Below are 17,360 nucleotides of genomic sequence, written 5' to 3'. Positions count from 1 at the left end.
CATGAGCAATCTTTTCAGGTACCTGCCTTCCATGGACGAGATTCTCTCCGTCCTGGCCAAGGCGGAGGGGATCGGCGAGCTGCCCCGGCCGTTGGTCAAGAATCTGGTCAACGACTTCCTGGACATCTGCCGCGAGGAAATCCGTGCGGGCGCGTTTTCCAGGCCCGATGAATTGTCGGCAGCGGCCCTGGCGCCTCGGCTGACCGCCTATGTCCGGTCCAAGGCCCGGCCCCATTTCCGCCGGGTGCTCAACGCCACGGGCGTGGTCGTGCATACCAACCTGGGCCGTTCCCTGCTGGCCAAGTCCGCCATTGAAGCCGTTGCCGAGGCGTGCGGGCACTACTCCAACTGCGAGTTCGACCTGGCCACGGGCAAGCGCGGCAGCCGCTACTCGCATGTGGAGAAGATATTGTGCGACATCACCGGGGCCGAGGCCGCCCTGGTGGTCAACAATAACGCGGCCGCGGTCTTCATCATGCTCGAGACCCTGGCCAAGGGGCGCGAGGTGATCGTCTCGCGCGGCCAACTGGTCGAGATCGGCGGTTCCTTCCGCATCCCGGACGTCATGGCCAAGTCCGGGGCCACCCTGCGCGAAGTCGGGGCCACCAACCGGACCCATGTGCACGACTACGAGAACGCCATCGGCGACGAGACCGGGGCGCTCATGCGCGTACACACCTCCAATTTCCGCGTGGTCGGCTTCACCAAGGAGGTCACCCTGGCCGAGATGCGCGTGCTGGGCGATCGCTACAACCTCCCGGTCATCGAGGACCTGGGCTCAGGCTCCCTCTATTCCCTGGAAGGGGAGGGGCTGCTCGGCGAACCCACGGTGCAGCAGGTGGTGGCCCAAGGCGCGGACGTGGTCTCGTTCTCGGGCGACAAGGTCCTGGGCGGACCCCAGGCCGGGGTCATCGTGGGCCGCCGGGAATATATCGACCGCATCAAGAAGAACCCCATCAACCGGGCCGTGCGCATCGACAAGATGACCCTGGCCGCCCTGGAGGCGACCCTGCGGCTGTACCTCGACATGCCCGAGGCCCGGCGCAGGATCCCCACCCTGAACATGATCACCGCCTCGCCCGAGGCGCTCAAGTCCAAGGCCCGGCGGCTGGCCGAGGCCGTGCGCGAGGCGTTGGGCGGCAGGGCCGTGGTGGGCATGAAGAAGGGCGTCTCCCGCGTGGGCGGAGGGGCCTTCCCCGAGTACGACCTGCCCGGCACCATGGTCACCGTGGCTGTGGAAGGCGTGGCCGTGGAGGACCTGCGCGACGCACTGCTGGACACCGATCCGCCGCTGGTGGCGCGCATAGAGGATAACGAATTTCTGCTGGACCCCCGAACCCTGGCGTCCACCGAACTCAAGCTGGCCGCCCATGCCTTGAAACAGGCCGTGGACGGACTGACCGATTAAAAAGGGATATGTCATGAGCACGCTGAAACTGGAATACGAACCCCTGTCCGCCTGGGAGGCCTACGCCTCGGACGAGCACCGCAAGGCCATGGACGAACTGGCCGCCGACTACCTGAAATTTTTGAGCGAATGCAAGACCGAGCGGCTGGTCATGGACTATGTCCGCGAAAAGGCGACGGCCGCCGGGTTCGCCGAGGACTTCGGCCGGGCGCAGGTCTTCCGCTTCAACCGCAACAAGACCTGTTTCCTGGCCCGCAAGGGCAGGCGGCCCCTGTCCGACGGCTACCGCCTGGTCGGGGCCCACGCGGACTGCCCGCGCCTGGACCTCAAGCAGCGTCCGCTGTACGAGGACCTGGACATCTGCCTGGCCAAGACCCACTACTACGGCGGCATCCGCAAGTACCAGTGGCTGACCATCCCGCTGGCCCTGCACGGCACCGTGGTCAAGACGTCCGGCGAGGCCGTCACCGTGTGCATCGGCGAGGATCCGGCCGATCCGGTCTTCACCATCACCGACCTGCTGCCGCATTTGGCCTACAAGGAAGTGACCAAGAAGGTGGAGGACGCCTTCGAGGCCGAGAAGCTCAACCTGGTCCTGGGCCAGTCCCCGGTCCCGGCCCCGTCCGACGGCGAGGACAAGGCCAAGGAGCCGGTCAAGCGCAAGATCCTGGAGATCCTGCACGCCCGTTACGGCATTGAGGAGGCCGATTTCCTCAGTGCCGAAATGCAGGCCGTGCCCGCCGGTCCGGCCCGCTACGTGGGCCTGGACGAGTCCATGATCGGCGGCTACGGGCAGGACGACCGCTCCAGCGTGTTCTGCGCGCTGGAGGCTCTGCTGGCCGAGCCCGAGCCCGAGTACTGCCAGATCGTGCTCTTCTGGGACAAGGAGGAGATCGGCTCCGAGGGGGCCACGGGCGCCAAGTCCTATTTCTTCGAGTACTGCATGGAGGAGTTGGTCGCCGCCTGGGAGCCGGGCGCGCGCCTGTCCTCGATCCTGATGAACGGCTCGGCCCTGTCCGCCGACGTGTCCGCGGCCATGGACCCGGACCACAAGGACGTGTACGAGCCGCTCAACGCCGCCCGCCTGGGCTTTGGCCCGTGCTTCAACAAGTTCACCGGCCACCGCGGCAAGGTCGGGGCCAACGACGCCCATCCGGACTTCATCGGCTGGCTGCGTTCCATCTTCGACGGCGCGGGCATCCCGTGGCACATGTCCGAGCTGGGCAAGGTGGACGCGGGCGGCGGCGGCACCGTGGCCAAGTTCCTGGCCGTGTACGGCATGGACGTCATCGATGTGGGCGTGCCGGTCCTGTCCATGCATTCGCCGTTCGAGCTGTCCGCCAAGGCCGACATCTACGCCTGCGTCAAGGCCTTCCGCGAGTTCCTGAAGCGGTAGGGGGACGCCTTGGGCGACTCTCGTTTCTCTGGGGTTTCGGCCTGAGGCTGATCTTCACCGAGGAATACCCCTTCGAAATCAAGAGGCGGCGGGAATCATCCCCGCCGCCTCTCTTTTTCAGCGTTCAGAAGTCGTTGGGCCTGGGGACCGGCTTGTTCGTCGGAGCCGGCAGGCTGCCCTCGGTAGGCGCTTTCAGCACCCGGTCTATTCGTACAGGGCGGCGAGGCCTTCCCTGGTCAGCAGCGCATCCTTGACCGGGAAGCCCGCTTCCTTGGCCCGCCGCATCCAGGACAGCCCCGTGTCCAGGTCCTTTTCCACTCCCAGCCCGGCTGCGTAGAGGTTGCCGAGGTAGTACATGGCCGTGTCGTTGCCGTTCTCGGCGGCCGTCCCGATCAGGGCCGCGCCCTTGTCCACGTCGCGCGGCACGCCGTCTCCGTAGAGGTTGAACAGGCCGAGCATGAGCGTGGCGTCGTCCTGGCCCAGCGCGGAGGACCGTTCGAGCAGTCCGGCGGCCTTGGCGTAGTCCTGTTCAACGCCCTGGCCTTCGGCGTACATGACCGCCAGGTGGTACATGGCCTTGGCGTTGCCCTCGGCCACGGCCTCCTCGTACTTCATGCTGGCGGTGGCGTAATCCTTTTCCAGATATGCCTTGGTCCCCTGCCGTTCGCTCATGGTGCTGACCACGCAGCCGGACAGCAGGAGGAGCAGGGCGAGGATGATCGCGTATCGCAGAGATGCTTTCATGTCGATATTCCTTTCCGAGGGTTGGGATGAATCCGCAGTCAGGGTTGGGCGCCGCCTTCGGGGCCGCCGGCATCGCCCGTGCCGCCGCCGCCGTCGCCGCCGCTGCCCAGCCCCGCGCCCACGGAGCCGCCGCGGCCTCTTTCGGCGTTGTCGTGAGCCAGGGTCTGGAGCGTGATGTTGTGCAGGGCGTTGTAATCGGGGCGGCCGGTCAGGCCGCCGAGGCTGCCCTTGGTCCGGTCGATGGCCTCGGCAAAGGCTTCGATCCGGCGTTCGAGGGCGGTCCGGCCGGGTGCGCCCGCCTCGCCCTGAGTGGTCTGGGGGGCGGCCTTGACTACCCTGGCGCGGGTGGCCGGGTCCGTGGGAGTCGGGTCGGACAACCGCCCGTCGACGGACATGACCGAGTAGCCCGCCCTGGCGATGGTCTTGCGGACGGTGCCTGCGGACACGTCCACCTGGTGGCCGGGAGTCATGGAGAGCACGCCGATCTCCTCACCCGCATCCGTGCTCTCGGCAAAGACTTCGGTGCCCCGGATGCCGATGGTGGTGGTCGGGGTCTCGAGGGCGAAGGCGTCGGGATTTTGTTTGACGATCTGCCCGGTCACGTAGCGGAAGGTCCCGGTGCCCACCTTGAGGAGCATCTTCGAGGCGGATGGATTTGCGGCGTACACGTAGTCGTCGATGGACGTCCGGGAGTCCGGCCCCTGGGAGAGCACCGAACGGTCCTTGAACAGGATTTCCACATGGCTCCGCGAGCCGGTGACGATGACGTCTCTGGGGATCACCGGATGGTTCGGGCCGAGTTTTCTCGTGGCGCCGTCCGCGCTCTGGGCGGTGACCGTCCCGGCCAGGGAGACCACCTCGCCGATGGCGTCGGGCCGCGCCGTAACGGGGTCCGCGGCCCGGGCGGCCTCCGGAATAATCGTGAGAAGGGCCGCCGCCAGCAGGAAACATTGCAGTACTGCGCGTATTGTACTCATAAAAGCGTCTCCCTGTGGAAAGTCTATTTATATTGGGCATTCTTACCACATGTGCAGTATAGGTCAATATAATTGCGGTCTTCCTGCCTCTGCGGTAACGACGTACAGAACTACAAACCGCATTCGCAGCCTTGTTACGCGGCCTGTTTTTTTCTACCATGTTTTCCTGTCACACCCTGAATCTCAACCAGCACGTAGCGGAGAAAACGCATTATGCCCGTCATCATGGGAACCGCCGGCCACATCGACCACGGCAAGACCACGCTCATCAAGGCGCTCACCGGCATCGACTGCGACCGGCTGTCCGAGGAAAAGAAACGCGGCATCACCATCGAACTGGGGTTCGCCTTCCTGGACCTCGGCGAAGGGAACCGTCTCGGCATCGTGGACGTGCCGGGCCATGAAAAATTCGTCAAGAACATGGTCGCGGGCGCGGCCGGCGTGGATTTCGTGGTCCTGGTCATCGCCGCCGACGAGGGCATCATGCCCCAGACCCGCGAGCACCTGGAAATCTGCCAACTGCTCGGCGTGACCACCGGTCTGGTGGTCCTGACCAAGACCGATATGGTCGACGCGGAGTGGCTGGAGATGGTCGAGGAGGAAGTGGCCGCCTACCTGGAACCGACCTTTCTTGGCGGCGCGCCCATCCTGCCCGTGTCCGCACACACCGGCCGGGGGCTGGAAGACCTCAAGGAGGCCTTGAGGAAATTGGTGGCCGAGTTCCAGCCCAAGCGGCGTTCGGACCTCTTCCGCCTGCCCGTGGACCGGGTCTTCACCATGAAGGGCCACGGTACCGTGGTCACCGGGACCATGATCTCCGGCTCCATCTCCGTGGGCGAGGACATCCGCCTCTATCCCGGAGCGATCGGCACCAAGGTGCGCGGCCTGCAATCCCACGGCGTGACCGTGGAGACGGCTCAGGCCGGGAGGCGCACCGCCGTGAACTTGGCCAATCTCGAAGTGGACGACGTCCACCGGGGCGACGTCCTGGCCCGGCCCGGCTCCCTGTTTCCGGCCGATGTCTGGGACATCGAGCTGACCGTGCTCGAATCCTCGCGCCTGTCGCTCAAGCACCGCAAGGAGATCCATTTCCACCACGGCGCGCGGGAGGTCCTGGCGCGCATCTACCTGCTCGACCGCGATGAGCTCGCGCCCGGCGAGACCGCCGTGTGCCAGGCCCGTTTCACCGAGCCCATGGCCGGGGTCTGGGGCGACCGCATCGTACTGCGTTCCTTCTCGCCCCTGCGCGCGTTTGCGGGTGGGCGGCTCATCGGCCCGTCCGGACATAGCATAAAGCGGTTCTCCGGGGACGTGGAGCTGCTCAAGCGGCTGGCCTCGGACCTGCCCGAGGAGGTGGCCGCGGCCCAGCTCGAACTGGCCGGTCCCAAGGGGGTGGACTTCGCCGAACTGCTGACCATGACCAACCTCGAGTCCAAGGGGCTGGAAAAGACGCTGGGCCTGCTCGGCGGTCAGCAGCGGGCCGTGCTCTTCGACAAGGAGACCCGGCGCTATGCGGGCGGGGAGCTGGCCGAGCGCCTCTCCTCGGAACTCCTCGAATTCCTGGCGGCCTACCATCGCCGGGAGTCCATGAAGCCCGGCGTGCAGCGCGGCGAACTGGCCTCGTCCTGGGGCCGGGACCTGCCGCCCAAGCTCATGCATTTCCTCCTGGAGCGGCTGCTCAAGAAGGGCGAGATCGTGGCCGAGCAGGAGGTCATCCGGCTCAAGGACCACAAGGTCTCCCTCGCCTCGGACCAGGCAAAGGTCCGTGAGGCCATCCTCTCCGCCTACGCCGAAGGCGGGGCAACGCCACCGAACCTCAAGGACGTGCTCGAACCGCTGGGCATGGACGCCAAGCAGGCCGGGCCCGTGCTCAAGCTGTTGCAGGACCAGGGCGAACTGACGCGCATCAAGGACGACATGTACTACCACGCCCCGGCCCTGGCCGGGATCCGCGACGCCGTCGTGGGCTTCTTCGACGGCCACGACGAGATGTCGGCCCCGGACTTCAAGGAATTGACCGGGCTGTCGCGCAAGTATCTCATTCCGGTCCTTGAATATTTCGACAAGGATAAACTGACCGTGCGCGTTGGGGACGTCCGCCGCCTGCGCAAACGGTCTTGACAGGGTAGGACGCACCCTTTAGGCCAAGGCTATGGCAATTCGAGCAACGTACATCGCGGCCGTCCTGCTGCTTCTGGCCCTCACGGCCGGGTGCGCGGCGACGGCCTCCAAGGGAGCGACCACGGACCGCGGAACGGCCCAGGCCCTGGTGGATGAAGCCACCGGCATGGTTGAGAATTCTCTGAAAAACGACAAGGACGGACGCCTCCGTCGGCTGATCGGCGAGGCCCAGGGTATCATGATCATCCCGGCCGTGGGTGACGTCAGCTTCTTCTTCTCCATCGGCCACGGCAACGCGCTGCTGGCCGCCCGCACGGACAAGGGCTGGACCGGGCCGGTCTTCATGTCCAAGTCCTCGGTGGGCTGGGGGTTGCAGGCGGGCGTGTCCAAGGAGTCCGGCCTGCTGCTGATCATGAACGGGGAAGACGTCCGCTATATCCTGGAAAAGGGCGCGGTGCTGAGCGGCCAGGCACGGGCCGTGGCCCTGAACGCCGAGGTCGAAGCCAACCAGACCCCTGAGTTCCAGGAGTCCGGCAGGATCTATTTCGTGGGCGAGCGGACCGGCCTGTACGCGGGCGTGGCCCTGAGCACCGGCGGCTACTCCAACCGCAAGGGGCTGAACCAGGCCTTCTCCGGCGTGGACGGCGGTTCGCCCGAGACCATATTGTTCGACAAAAAACTCCGTCCCCATGGGGCGGAGCGGCTGCTGGAGCTCCTGGACAAGGCTGGTTCCGCCACCCCGAAAAACGAAAAGGACGGAACCGAAGTTCCGTCCAATTAGGTCGATCTGGGGTGAGTGATGGGACTTGAACCCACGGCCCCCTGGGCCACAACCAGGTGCTCTACCAACTGAGCTACACCCACCGTGTGAGGGGCAGTTTTTAACTAAGCTTTCACCCCCGGTCAAGCAAAAGAATCAAAAAAGGATACACATGGATAAACTTATCATCGAGGGCGGGGTCCCGCTCCAGGGAAGCATTCAGGTCAGCGGCGCGAAAAACGCGGCCCTGCCCATCCTCATGGCCTGCCTCCTGGCCGAAGGAAAGGTCTCATTGGCCAACGTGCCGCGCCTGGCAGACATCCGCACCTCCCTCAAGCTGCTCAACATCCTCGGCTGCGAAACGACCTTCGAGGACAATGCGGTCACCAGCCTGTGCACCGGTCTCAAGCCCGAGGCCCCCTACGACCTGGTCAAGACCATGCGCGCCTCGGTGCTCTGCCTCGGCCCGCTCCTGGCCCGGCTGGGCGAGGCCAAGGTGGCCCTGCCCGGCGGCTGCGCCATCGGCGCGCGCCCGGTGGACCTGCACCTGCGCGGCTTCGAGCGCATGGGCGCGGAGTTCGAGATCACCGAGGGCTACATCAAGGGGCGGTGCAAGAACGGCCTCAAGGGCGCCCGCATGACTCTGGACTTTCCCACCGTGGGCGGCACCGAGAACATCCTCATGGCCGCCGCACTGGCCGAGGGCGAAACCGAGATCGAGAACGCGGCCCGCGAGCCCGAGGTCGTGGACCTGGCCAACTTTCTCAACGCCTGCGGGGCCAGGATCACCGGCCAGGGCACCAGCGTCCTGCACGTGCAGGGTGTGTCCTCACTGTCCGGCTGCGACTACCGCGTCATGCCCGACCGCATCGAGGCCGGGACCTATATGGTCGCCGCGGCCATCACCGGCGGCGAACTCGAAATCCTGGACTGCCCGTTCCAGGACCTGGACGCGGTCAGCTACAAGCTGCGCGAGATGGGCGTCTGGCTCCAGGAGGAGGACAATTACGTCCTGGTCCGCCGGGCCAACGGGCTGCTCGAAAACGTGGACGTGACCACGCTGCCGCATCCCGGCTACCCCACGGACATGCAGGCCCAACTCATGGCCCTGATGTGCTTCGGCAAGGGCATCGGCACCATTGAGGAAAAAATATTCGAGAACCGCTTCATGCACGTCCTCGAACTTGTCCGCCTGGGCGCGGACATCCGCCTCAAGGGGAGGACCGCCATGGTCAAGGGCGTGGGGTCGCTCAAGGGCGCGCCGGTCATGGCCTCCGACCTCCGTGCCAGCGCCTCCCTGGTCCTGGCCGGGCTGGCCGCAGAAGGGACCACCACCATCGAACGCATCTACCACCTTGACCGGGGCTACGAAAACATCGAAGCCAAGCTCTCCGGCGTCGGCGCCCGCATCAAGCGCGTCGCGGGCTGAGCGTCGAATCATAAGTAAAAAAGGACCGGCCTCCTGACGGAGGCCGGTCCTTTTTTTTATGCCTCCGGCGGCCAGAGGGGGAACCTCTTGAAAGAGGTTCCCCCTCTGGACTCCCTCTCCAGAACTTTTTGTGTGCCTTCGGCAAGGGCGTGCGGGGCGGGATGGCGTACGATTTCATTCAAGTCCTCACGTGCCCACCGTACCAGGCGAAACGGCACGGATCGTCTCGACCCGCCGCACGCGCGGATGCGCATGCAAGAAGTTTAGGAAGGGAAAGGGGATGGGGGTCCGGGGGAAGGAAAAGGGAAACCCTTTGAAAAGGGTTTCCCTTTCCCTTCCCCCGGCCGCCGGAGGCGTCCTCCTTCTCTTCTCAATCCTTTGGTTCCTGGTACGGGAGGGGGGTGAAGGATGCCTGTTGGACATATGAGGCTGCGGTGCCGGGGTTATTGCCGTGGCAGACCTATGTCTTGGCGTTCACGGCGGGAGTTTTCGCGGTTCGGTTCGCGGTCCCGGCCGTGGTTGCGTTGTCGCTGCTCCTTGCAGCCGAGGGCGTGTTGCGCGGCCGGGAATGCCGGGTGCCGGTGTTGGCCGTGGTCTTGTGCGCGGTCTTCGGGTTCGCCTATGCGACCCAGCGCACGCCGGAGTTCCCGGACGATGTGCCGGGCTGGATGGCGGCGCATAAGGCCGTGGCCCTGGAGGGCGCGGTGGACCGGGCCGAGCCGCGCTCGGGGCACCGGCTGCGGGTGATTCTGGATAATGTCTCTTTCGACGCGGGGCAGGGCAGCGAGCCGTTGCCCGGCAAAATCGCCTGGTTTATCCGCAACCCGGACTCCGTGCCGCTGCCGGGGCAGCGGGTGCGGACCGTGTCCAGAGTGGTGCCGGTGCACGGTTTCGGCAACTCGGGGTTGTGGGATTACCAATGGTATTGGCAGCGGCAGGGCGTGTTCTGGCGCGCCTGGCCCGCGGGCCGGGAAAAGCCGGTCTGGGGGGCGCGGCCCGGCACCTCGCCGGCGGGGCTGCGCGGCGAGTTGCGGGAGCTGGTGGCCGGGCTCCTGCCGCCGACGCAGGGCGGGGCCATGGTCCTGGCCCTGACCACGGGCGACCGGTCCCGGCTGGACATGGCCACCATGGACGCCACGCGGAGCGCGGGCCTTGCGCACACCTTGGCCTTGTCCGGCTTGCACGTGGGCTTTGTGGCCGCCATGGGCTGGGGGTTGGCCTATCTGGCCGGGCTGATGTGGCCGGGGCTGCTGTTGCGCGTGCCCAGGCCCAAGCTGGCCGTGTTCATGGCCGCGCCGCTGGTCCTGGCATATGCCTGGCTCGGGCAGCCGTCGGCCTCGCTCGTCCGGGCCTCGGTCATGTTCGGTTTCTGGGGCGTGCTCCTGCTCCAGGGGCGGGGCAGGGTGCTCATGGACGGGCTGTTCTTCGCCCTGGCGGCTATCGTCTTCGTCTCGCCGCTGTCCGTGTTCGATCTGGGGCTGCAGATGTCCATGGCCGCCGTGGCCGGGATCGGACTGCTCTATCCGTTTTTCCGTTTTCTCTTCGCCCCCCGGCGCCGGGGGCTGGTCCGGCTGCTGTCGTGGGCGGCCGGCGTGCTTGCGGTCAGCGTCTGCGCCACGCTGGCTATCATGCCGCTGGTCTCCTGGTATTTCGGCACGTTCAGCCCCAATTTGCTGCTCAACCTGGTCTGGCTGCCGGTCCTGGGGTTGGCGGTCATGCCGCTGGGGTTGCTCGGCATGCTCCTGGCCGTGTCCGGTTGGACCGCACCGGCGGGCGCGCTGCTGCTCGGTCTGGCCGCACGGATTGCGGACGGGCTGCTCCGGCTGTTGGACGCGGTGCAGGGGAGCGGGCTGACCCCGGTGTTCGCCGTGTTGCGTCCCCTGTGGCCGGAATTGCTCGGGTTCGCGCTGCTCCTGGTCACGGCGGCTGTATGTCTGCGTTCAAGGCGCAATGTCCCGGTGCTGCTGGCCGGGCTTGGCTTCGTCCTGCTGGCCGCGCCGCACGTGCGGGTCATGGCCGAGGACAGCCGCAACCGGGTGAGTCTGACCATGCTCGACGTGGGGCTGGGCCAGTCCCTCGTGGTCTCCCTGCCCGGCGGGCACCGCTGGCTGGTGGACACGGGCGGCGGATCGATTACCTACGACCTGGGCGAGGCCGTGGTCGGGCCGTCCCTGGCCCTGGGGCGGCCGCCTCGGCTGGACGGCATCTTCCTGTCCCACCCGGACGTGGACCACAGCCACGGGCTGCCGTATCTCCTGGAGCGGTTTGAGGTCGGGGCGCTGTACACCAACGGCATGCTTCCGCGCGGCCTGACCGGCGAGCGGCTGGACCGGGCGTTGCCCGACAGCGGCGTCACGCCCGCGCCCCTGGCGGCCGGGGATGCGGTGGCTCTGTCGCCCGGTGTGCGGTTCGTGGTCCTGCACCCTGATGCGGGGTTCGCCGGGGGCCGTGCGAACGAGCGCTCGCTGGTCCTGCGCCTGGAACGGGACGGCCGGTCCCTGGCCCTGCTGCCGGGGGATGTCGAAATCGGCGGCATCCGGGCCATGCTCGACGCCGGGGCGGACATGGCGGCCGAGGTCCTGGTCTTGCCGCACCACGGCAGCCGCAGGAGTCTTCAACCGGATTTCTACGCCAGGGTGCGGCCTGAAGCGATCCTGTGTTCCAACGGATTCCTGAACCGCTACGGGTTCCCGGACCCAGGTGTGGTCGAGGCGGCCTCGGCGGGCGGAGGCCGGGTGTACACCACGGGCCGCGACGGCCGGGTGGTCTGCGCCTGGGACGGGCCCGGCGGCCCGCTCGAAGTGCGGACCGAGGCGGGGGCTTGCCAGGAATTCCCGTCTGATATAGAAGTCCGAATAGGGGCTGTGTCGGAGCCCGATACCGAATAAACGTGGGCGGTTCGTCCCGGAGCACCGCCGGAGCAGGCTGATCAAGGCATGAACAACGACGTCAGACAGAAATTGCTCGAGGCCGTGGAGCGGATGCCCGCGTTCCCGAAGAGCGTGCATCAGGTCCTGGAGTTGTCCGGGGATATCAACTGCTCCCAGAAGGACCTGGTGGAGGTCATCAAGAAGGACCCGGTCTTCACCCTCAAGATATTGCGCCTGGTCAACTCTCCGTATTTCGGCCTGTCCAGGGAAATCACCTCCATCAACCACGCCAGCGTCTACCTCGGCTTGAACACCCTCAAGAACGTGGCCCTCGGGCTGGCCGCGGTGGGGGCCATCCCCCGGTCGGCCTCGGACCGACTGGACATGGGCGCCTTCTGGCTCCATTCCCTGGCCGTGGCCGCCTGCGCGTCCATGCTTGGCCGCAAGCTCGGGGTCTCCCGCGACGACGTGGCCAACTATTTCGCCGCCGGGCTGCTGCACGACATCGGCAAGGTGGTCTTCGCCCTGTACATGCCCGGCCGGTTCGAGACCGCCACCCGCATGGCCGCCGAACCGGGGGCGGTTCTGCATCATTGCGAGCGGGAGGTTATCGGGGCTACCCACGCGGACATCGGCGGGCTGCTGGCCGAGAAGTGGCACCTGCCCGGCGAGTTGAGAGAGGTCATCGCCGCCCACCACTCCATGGGCGAGGGCGGGGATTTCATGCTCAAGGACTGCCTGTTCGCCGCCGATCAGATCAGCAAGAAGCTCTCCTTCGGCTCGGCGGGCAACTTCGACGTGGAGCCGCTGCCCACGGGCGTGGGCCACCGGTTCAACATGACCATGGACGAACTCATCGCGGACATGCCTTCCCTGGGCGAGGAGGTTGAGAACGCGCGCATCTTCATCAAGCTCGGGGAGTCCCGCTGATGCGTATCCGATTTCGGGGCACGCGCGGGTCTCTGCCCGTTCCCGGCCCGCAGACCATCAAGTACGGCGGCAACACCACCTGCATCGAGGTGCGCGCCGACGACGGCAGCCTGCTCGTCCTCGACGCGGGGACCGGCATCCGCGAGCTGGGGCGCGAACTGGTGGCAGAAGGGGCCGCGTCCTGCGACGTCTTCATCACCCACATCCATTGGGACCACATCTCCGGACTGCCGTTTTTTCTCCCCCTGTTCGTGCCCGGCAGCCGCGTGACCCTCCATGGACCGGGCGACCCCCTGAACATGACCGGCATCGAGGCCGCCCTGGCCCGGCAGATGGAGTACCCGTTCTTTCCCGTGCGAACCGCCGAACTCGCGGCGGACATCCGCTACCGCACCCTGGTCGAGGGCGAGACCGTGGACCTCGGTTTCGCCCGGGTCACGCCCTTGCTCATGAACCACCCGGCCCCGAACTTCGGCTATCTGGTGCGCTGCGACGGCCGGACCCTGTTTTTCACCGGTGACCATGAGCCGTTCGGCAACATATATTTACCGGGGGACGAGGATTTCGAGGCGTACGCGGCTCTGGTCACCGAGCGCAGACGGGTGGTCCTGGACATGTTGCGCGACGTGGACCTGCTGGTTATCGACGCCCAGTACACTCCCGAGGAATACCAGCGGAAAAAAGGATGGGGCCACGGCTCCATGGCCACGGCCCTGGAACTGGCCCGCGAGGTCGGGGCCGGGATGACCGTCCTGACCCATCACGACGTGAACCGGACGGACGCGGACCTGGACGGGCTGGACGCCTGGCTCCGGGCCCGCTGGAAGGACCGGGGCGTGCGTTTCGAACTGGCCAGGGAGGGCCTGGAGCTGCAAGCGTGAGCGGCCGCCCGTCCGGTCTCGGCCCAGCCGAACTGTTGCGCTTTTCATGAGAAAGTGACATTGAAACATATCTCCAACTCAAGACGATGAGATTCACAGGAGGGCGAAAGATGAAAGCGTTGATCGTGGATGACGATTTTTATAGCCGCAACATGATTCACGAAATACTGCGCCAAGTCGCCAAGTGCGACATCGCCGTGAACGGCGAGGAGGCCATCGAGGCCTTTCGGCGCGGCCTGCTCGACGGTGATCCCTATGATCTGATCTGTCTGGATCTGCTCATGCCGGAACTGGACGGCCAGCAGGCCCTGCGCGAGATCCGTACCCTGGAGCAGGAGAACGGCGTCAGCCCGCACAGCGAATCCAAGGTCATCGTCACCACCATGCTCGCGGACGAGAAAGAGACGCACGACGCCTTTTTCCTCGGCGGGGCCACTTCCTACCTGGTCAAGCCCATCGACGAGCAGAAGCTCATGGACGAGATCAAGAGCCTCGGCCTTATCTGAAGCGGATAACGCCAGCGATTTCGAAGACATTACAGCCGGGTGCCGTGCCTTGAAGCGGCACCCGGCTTCGCGTTTCCGAACGGATTTGAAGTTGGAGCCGTTTTCTAATATGTTAAGCCTCTTTGCTCGATACTTACTCCCCCCGCGACCAGGGGGGCTTTTATACAGGATAGGAATTCATGAGCCAGACACTTGGTGTTAAATTCAATGACTACGGGCAGGTATACTACTTCGGCTCCGGTCCGTTCGTAGTCCGCGAAGGCCAGCACGTCATCGTCAAGACCGACCAGGGCATGGGGTTGGGCAAGGTCATCCTCGTCCGCCAGGCACCCAAGGAGGTGGACGACGAGGACCCCGAGGGCCACAAGGCCATCTACCGGCTGGCCAACGAAAAGGACATGGAGGCCGTGGCCGAGAACGAGGCCCTGTCCAAGGATGCCTTCAAGTTCTGCCGCGCCTGCATCAACAACCACAAGCTGGGCATGAAGCTGGTGGACGTGGAGGTCTTTTTCGATCGCTCCAAGATGGTCTTCTACTTTACCGCGCCCGGCCGCATCGATTTCCGCGAGCTGATCAAGGACCTGGTCAAGGAGTACCGCACCCGCATCGAGTTGCGCCAGATCGGCGTACGCCACGAGACCCAGATGCTCGGGGCCATCGGCAACTGCGGCCAGATGTGCTGTTGCAGGCGGTTCATGCGCAAGTTCGTGCCCGTGACCATCAAAATGGCCAAGGAGCAAAATTTGTTCCTCAATCCCACCAAGATCTCGGGGATTTGCGGGCGGCTGCTCTGTTGCCTGAGCTTCGAGCAGAAGGGCTACGAGGAGTTCCACCGCATGTGCCCGCGCGTGGGCAAGAAGTACCAGACCTCGCTCGGGCAGATGAAGGTCCTCCGTTCCAATTTCTTCAAGAAATCCTTATCGCTGCTTGACGAAAACTTCGAAGAGCAGGAAGTTTCCATTGACGAATGGAATGAAATAGTTAACAAGCCGCCGAGCGACGAGGCCAAGGCGGAAGCCAAGGCCCGGTCCGCAGGTCCCCAGGCCCGCAGGGGCGGGCGACGTCCCGTACGGCCCGACTCCGGCGGTCCGCAATCCGACGAGTCCGGTCCGTCCGGCTCCGATACTCCGCCCCGCGCACGGGAAGCCAAACCGGCACGGGACGACCGTAAGCGCCGCCCCCGCAAGGAAGCTCCGCACAAGGCGGACGCTCCGGAAGCACGGCCCGAACAGGCGGCCTTCGGCCCCGAAGGCGGGGAGGCGGGCGACGCCAAGTCCAAGCGCGGCCGCAGGCCCAGAAGGCGCAGGCGCAGGCCTCCCAAGAAGTAACGCCCGTCCGGGCGGCCGCTTTCTTCACGACAAGGAGAATTCGATTTGCAACGCTTTTACATCACCACGCCCATTTACTACGTGAACGCCAAGCCCCACCTGGGCCACGCGTACACCACCACGGTGGCCGATTCCCTGAATCGCTTCCATCGGCTCATGGGCGAGGAGACCTACTTTCTGACCGGCACCGACGAACACGGCGACAAGATCGTCCAGGCCGCGGAAAGCAACGGCCAGACGCCCCAGGAGTATGTTGACACCATCAGCAAGCTCTTCAAGGACCTCTGGCCGAACATGAACATTTCCAACAACGACTTCATCCGGACCACCGAGCCCAGGCACATGGAAGTCGTCCAGCAGATCCTGCAGAAGGTCTATGACGCCGGAGACATCTACTTCGGCGAGTACGGCGGCCACTACTGCTTCGGCTGCGAGCGGTTCTATACCGAGAAGGAACTGGTCAACGGGTTGTGCCCGGACCACCAGACCAAGCCCGAGTACATCGCGGAGAAGAACTACTTCTTCAAGATGTCCAAGTACCGCGACTGGCTCCTGGACCATATCAACAAGCACCCCGACTTCATCCGTCCCGAGCGCTACCGCAACGAGGTCGTCTCCCTGCTCGAGTCCGGCGAGCTCGAAGACCTGTGCATCTCCCGGCCCAAGTCCCGCCTGACCTGGGGCATCGAGCTGCCGTTCGATACCGACTACGTGACCTACGTATGGTTCGACGCGCTGATCAACTACGTGGCCGCCTTGGGCTGGCCTGATGGCGAAAAGTTCAAGAAATTCTGGCCTGTGGCCAATCACATGGTGGCCAAGGATATCCTCAAGCCCCACGCCATCTTCTGGCCGACCATGCTCAAGGCCGCTGGCATCGAGCCGTACCAGCATCTCAACGTGCACGGCTACTGGCTGGTGGAGGACACCAAGATGTCCAAGTCCATCGGCAACGTGGTCGAGCCCCTGGCCATGAAGGACGCCTACGGCCTGGACGCCTTCCGCTATTTTCTGCTGCGCGAGATGTCCTTCGGCCAGGATTCCAGCTTCTCCGAAAAGGCCCTGGTCGGCCGCCTCAACGCGGACCTGGCCAACGACCTGGGCAACCTGTTCAACCGCACCCTGTCCATGACCCACAAATACTTCGGCGGGAAGATTCCCCGGCCGGACGTGGAGGACGTGGTCGACGCGGAGATCAAGAAGATCGGTCAGGACGCCATGCAGTCCTTCCAGGACTTCTTCTCCGAACTGAAGTTCTCCCGCGCCCTGGAAGGGCTCTGGGAACTGGTCCGCGGCCTGAACAAGTACATCGACGAGACCGCGCCCTGGGCCCTGTTCAAGGCCGAAAACACCGGGCGGTTGTCCACGGTCATCTACGTGCTCCTCGAAAACATGCGCAAGATCGCCGTGCATCTCTGGGCGGTCATGCCCGAGGCGTCCGAGAAGATGCTCGAACAGCTCGGCATCACCTTTGATCCGGAAAAGATCAACCTGCCCAAGGAACTGGACGTCTGGGGGCTGATCGAGTCCGACATCACCGTGGCCGAGACCTCCAATCTCTTCCCCCGCGTGGAGCTGCCCGCCGAGGAGGCTCCGGAAAAGCCTGTCAAAAAGGCCAAGAAGGCCCCCAAGAAAGACAAGGCCGAGGAGGCCGTTTGCGAGATCGAGTTCGAGGATTTCCAGAAGCTCGACCTGCGCGTGGGCACGGTCAAGGAAGTGGAGAAGCACCCGGACGCGGACCGGCTCCTGCTCGTCAAGGTGGATACCGGCGACAAGGACCTGCGTCAGGTGGTGGCCGGGCTGGCCGATTACTTCCAGCCCGAGGAACTCGTCGGCAAACAGGTCGTCGTGGTCGCCAACCTCAAGCCCCGAAAGCTGCGCAAGCAACTCTCCCAGGGCATGGTCCTGGCCGTCAAGACCGACAAGGGCATGGAACTCCTCACCCCCACCGGGGAAGTCCCCCCGGGCAGCAAAGTCAGCTAGCCACGGTACGTGACATATATCAAACGA

Annotated in this window: 13 protein-coding genes and 1 tRNA gene; 11 read left to right on the top strand and 3 right to left on the bottom strand. The window is 65.2% G+C overall.

The window, feature by feature from the left end; translation table 11 throughout:
- Position 1: 1 nt before the first annotated feature.
- Both selA and V8V93_RS14880 read left to right on the top strand, forming a co-directional pair.
- Positions 2-1,408, top strand: a complete 1,407-nt coding sequence (gene selA / locus V8V93_RS14885; RefSeq protein ID WP_338667384.1) for an L-seryl-tRNA(Sec) selenium transferase — start codon at positions 2-4, stop codon at positions 1,406-1,408.
- Positions 1,409-1,421: 13 nt separating this feature from the next.
- Positions 1,422-2,804 carry an aminopeptidase gene (locus tag V8V93_RS14880; RefSeq protein ID WP_338667383.1) on the top strand — a complete coding sequence of 461 codons (1,383 nt, stop codon included), beginning with the start codon at positions 1,422-1,424 and terminating at the stop codon, positions 2,802-2,804.
- A 204-nt stretch (positions 2,805-3,008) separates the two neighbouring features.
- Here V8V93_RS14880 and V8V93_RS14875 read toward each other — a convergent pair whose 3' ends face one another.
- Both V8V93_RS14875 and V8V93_RS14870 read right to left on the bottom strand, forming a co-directional pair.
- Entirely contained in the window at positions 3,009-3,548 is a 540-nt protein-coding gene (locus V8V93_RS14875; RefSeq protein WP_338667382.1) for a tetratricopeptide repeat protein, read from the bottom strand.
- Between the two features lie 38 nt (positions 3,549-3,586).
- Positions 3,587-4,525, bottom strand: a complete 939-nt coding sequence (locus tag V8V93_RS14870; protein ID WP_338667381.1) for a FecR family protein — start codon at positions 4,523-4,525, stop codon at positions 3,587-3,589.
- 213 nt (positions 4,526-4,738) lie between these two features.
- Between V8V93_RS14870 and selB the strand changes: the two genes are divergently transcribed.
- Positions 4,739-6,646 (top strand): selenocysteine-specific translation elongation factor, encoded by a 1,908-nt coding sequence (gene selB, locus V8V93_RS14865; RefSeq protein ID WP_338667380.1) that lies wholly within the window; start codon positions 4,739-4,741, stop codon positions 6,644-6,646.
- A 31-nt stretch (positions 6,647-6,677) separates the two neighbouring features.
- The gene (locus tag V8V93_RS14860) at positions 6,678-7,427 is read left to right on the top strand and encodes a lipid-binding SYLF domain-containing protein (RefSeq protein WP_338667379.1); all 750 of its coding nucleotides are present in this window, start codon (positions 6,678-6,680) and stop codon (positions 7,425-7,427) included.
- 7 nt (positions 7,428-7,434) lie between these two features.
- On the opposite strand, the gene V8V93_RS14855 is transcribed toward V8V93_RS14860, so the two are convergent.
- A tRNA-His gene (locus V8V93_RS14855) sits at positions 7,435-7,510 on the bottom strand.
- 68 nt (positions 7,511-7,578) lie between these two features.
- Between V8V93_RS14855 and murA the strand changes: the two genes are divergently transcribed.
- The 7 genes from murA (at position 7,579) to metG (ending at position 17,333) form a co-directional block, all read left to right on the top strand.
- The gene (murA, locus tag V8V93_RS14850) at positions 7,579-8,835 is read left to right on the top strand and encodes a UDP-N-acetylglucosamine 1-carboxyvinyltransferase (RefSeq protein ID WP_338667378.1); all 1,257 of its coding nucleotides are present in this window, start codon (positions 7,579-7,581) and stop codon (positions 8,833-8,835) included.
- A 434-nt stretch (positions 8,836-9,269) separates the two neighbouring features.
- The gene (locus V8V93_RS14845; protein ID WP_338667377.1) at positions 9,270-11,723 is read left to right on the top strand and encodes a DNA internalization-related competence protein ComEC/Rec2; all 2,454 of its coding nucleotides are present in this window, start codon (positions 9,270-9,272) and stop codon (positions 11,721-11,723) included.
- 48 nt (positions 11,724-11,771) lie between these two features.
- On the top strand, positions 11,772-12,635 hold the full coding sequence (locus V8V93_RS14840) for an HDOD domain-containing protein (RefSeq protein WP_338667376.1): 864 nt from the start codon (positions 11,772-11,774) through the stop codon (positions 12,633-12,635).
- The gene (locus V8V93_RS14835) at positions 12,635-13,516 is read left to right on the top strand and encodes an MBL fold metallo-hydrolase (protein WP_338667375.1); all 882 of its coding nucleotides are present in this window, start codon (positions 12,635-12,637) and stop codon (positions 13,514-13,516) included. Before V8V93_RS14840 ends, V8V93_RS14835 begins: the two co-directional genes overlap by 1 nt.
- Positions 13,517-13,626: 110 nt before the next feature.
- Positions 13,627-14,022: a response regulator gene (locus tag V8V93_RS14830; RefSeq protein ID WP_338667374.1), complete on the top strand. Its 396-nt coding sequence runs from the start codon at positions 13,627-13,629 to the stop codon at positions 14,020-14,022.
- A 179-nt stretch (positions 14,023-14,201) separates the two neighbouring features.
- Positions 14,202-15,350 carry a regulatory iron-sulfur-containing complex subunit RicT gene (gene ricT / locus V8V93_RS14825; RefSeq protein WP_338667373.1) on the top strand — a complete coding sequence of 383 codons (1,149 nt, stop codon included), beginning with the start codon at positions 14,202-14,204 and terminating at the stop codon, positions 15,348-15,350.
- A gap of 45 nt (positions 15,351-15,395) precedes the next feature.
- Positions 15,396-17,333: a methionine--tRNA ligase gene (gene metG / locus V8V93_RS14820; protein WP_338667372.1), complete on the top strand. Its 1,938-nt coding sequence runs from the start codon at positions 15,396-15,398 to the stop codon at positions 17,331-17,333.
- The last annotated feature ends 27 nt before the right edge of the window (positions 17,334-17,360 follow it).

This window comes from Pseudodesulfovibrio sp. 5S69 (assembly GCF_037094465.1).
Classification (GTDB): domain Bacteria; phylum Desulfobacterota; class Desulfovibrionia; order Desulfovibrionales; family Desulfovibrionaceae; genus Pseudodesulfovibrio; species Pseudodesulfovibrio methanolicus.
This window is presented reverse-complemented; position numbering and strand designations above follow the sequence as displayed.

Bases quoted from the DNA above. Each gene is read 5' to 3' on its own strand.
- V8V93_RS14870 (WP_338667381.1), bottom strand. From the start codon at position 4,525: ATGAGTACAATACGCGCAGTACTGCAATGTTTCCTGCTGGCGGCGGCC.
- ricT (WP_338667373.1), top strand. From the start codon at position 14,202: ATGAGCCAGACACTTGGTGTTAAATTCAATGACTACGGGCAGGTATAC.
- V8V93_RS14860 (WP_338667379.1), top strand. From the start codon at position 6,678: ATGGCAATTCGAGCAACGTACATCGCGGCCGTCCTGCTGCTTCTGGCC.
- V8V93_RS14830 (WP_338667374.1), top strand. From the start codon at position 13,627: ATGAAAGCGTTGATCGTGGATGACGATTTTTATAGCCGCAACATGATT.
- V8V93_RS14880 (WP_338667383.1), top strand. From the start codon at position 1,422: ATGAGCACGCTGAAACTGGAATACGAACCCCTGTCCGCCTGGGAGGCC.
- murA (WP_338667378.1), top strand. From the start codon at position 7,579: ATGGATAAACTTATCATCGAGGGCGGGGTCCCGCTCCAGGGAAGCATT.
- V8V93_RS14835 (WP_338667375.1), top strand. From the start codon at position 12,635: ATGCGTATCCGATTTCGGGGCACGCGCGGGTCTCTGCCCGTTCCCGGC.
- selA (WP_338667384.1), top strand. From the start codon at position 2: ATGAGCAATCTTTTCAGGTACCTGCCTTCCATGGACGAGATTCTCTCC.
- V8V93_RS14840 (WP_338667376.1), top strand. From the start codon at position 11,772: ATGAACAACGACGTCAGACAGAAATTGCTCGAGGCCGTGGAGCGGATG.
- selB (WP_338667380.1), top strand. From the start codon at position 4,739: ATGCCCGTCATCATGGGAACCGCCGGCCACATCGACCACGGCAAGACC.
- V8V93_RS14875 (WP_338667382.1), bottom strand. From the start codon at position 3,548: ATGAAAGCATCTCTGCGATACGCGATCATCCTCGCCCTGCTCCTCCTG.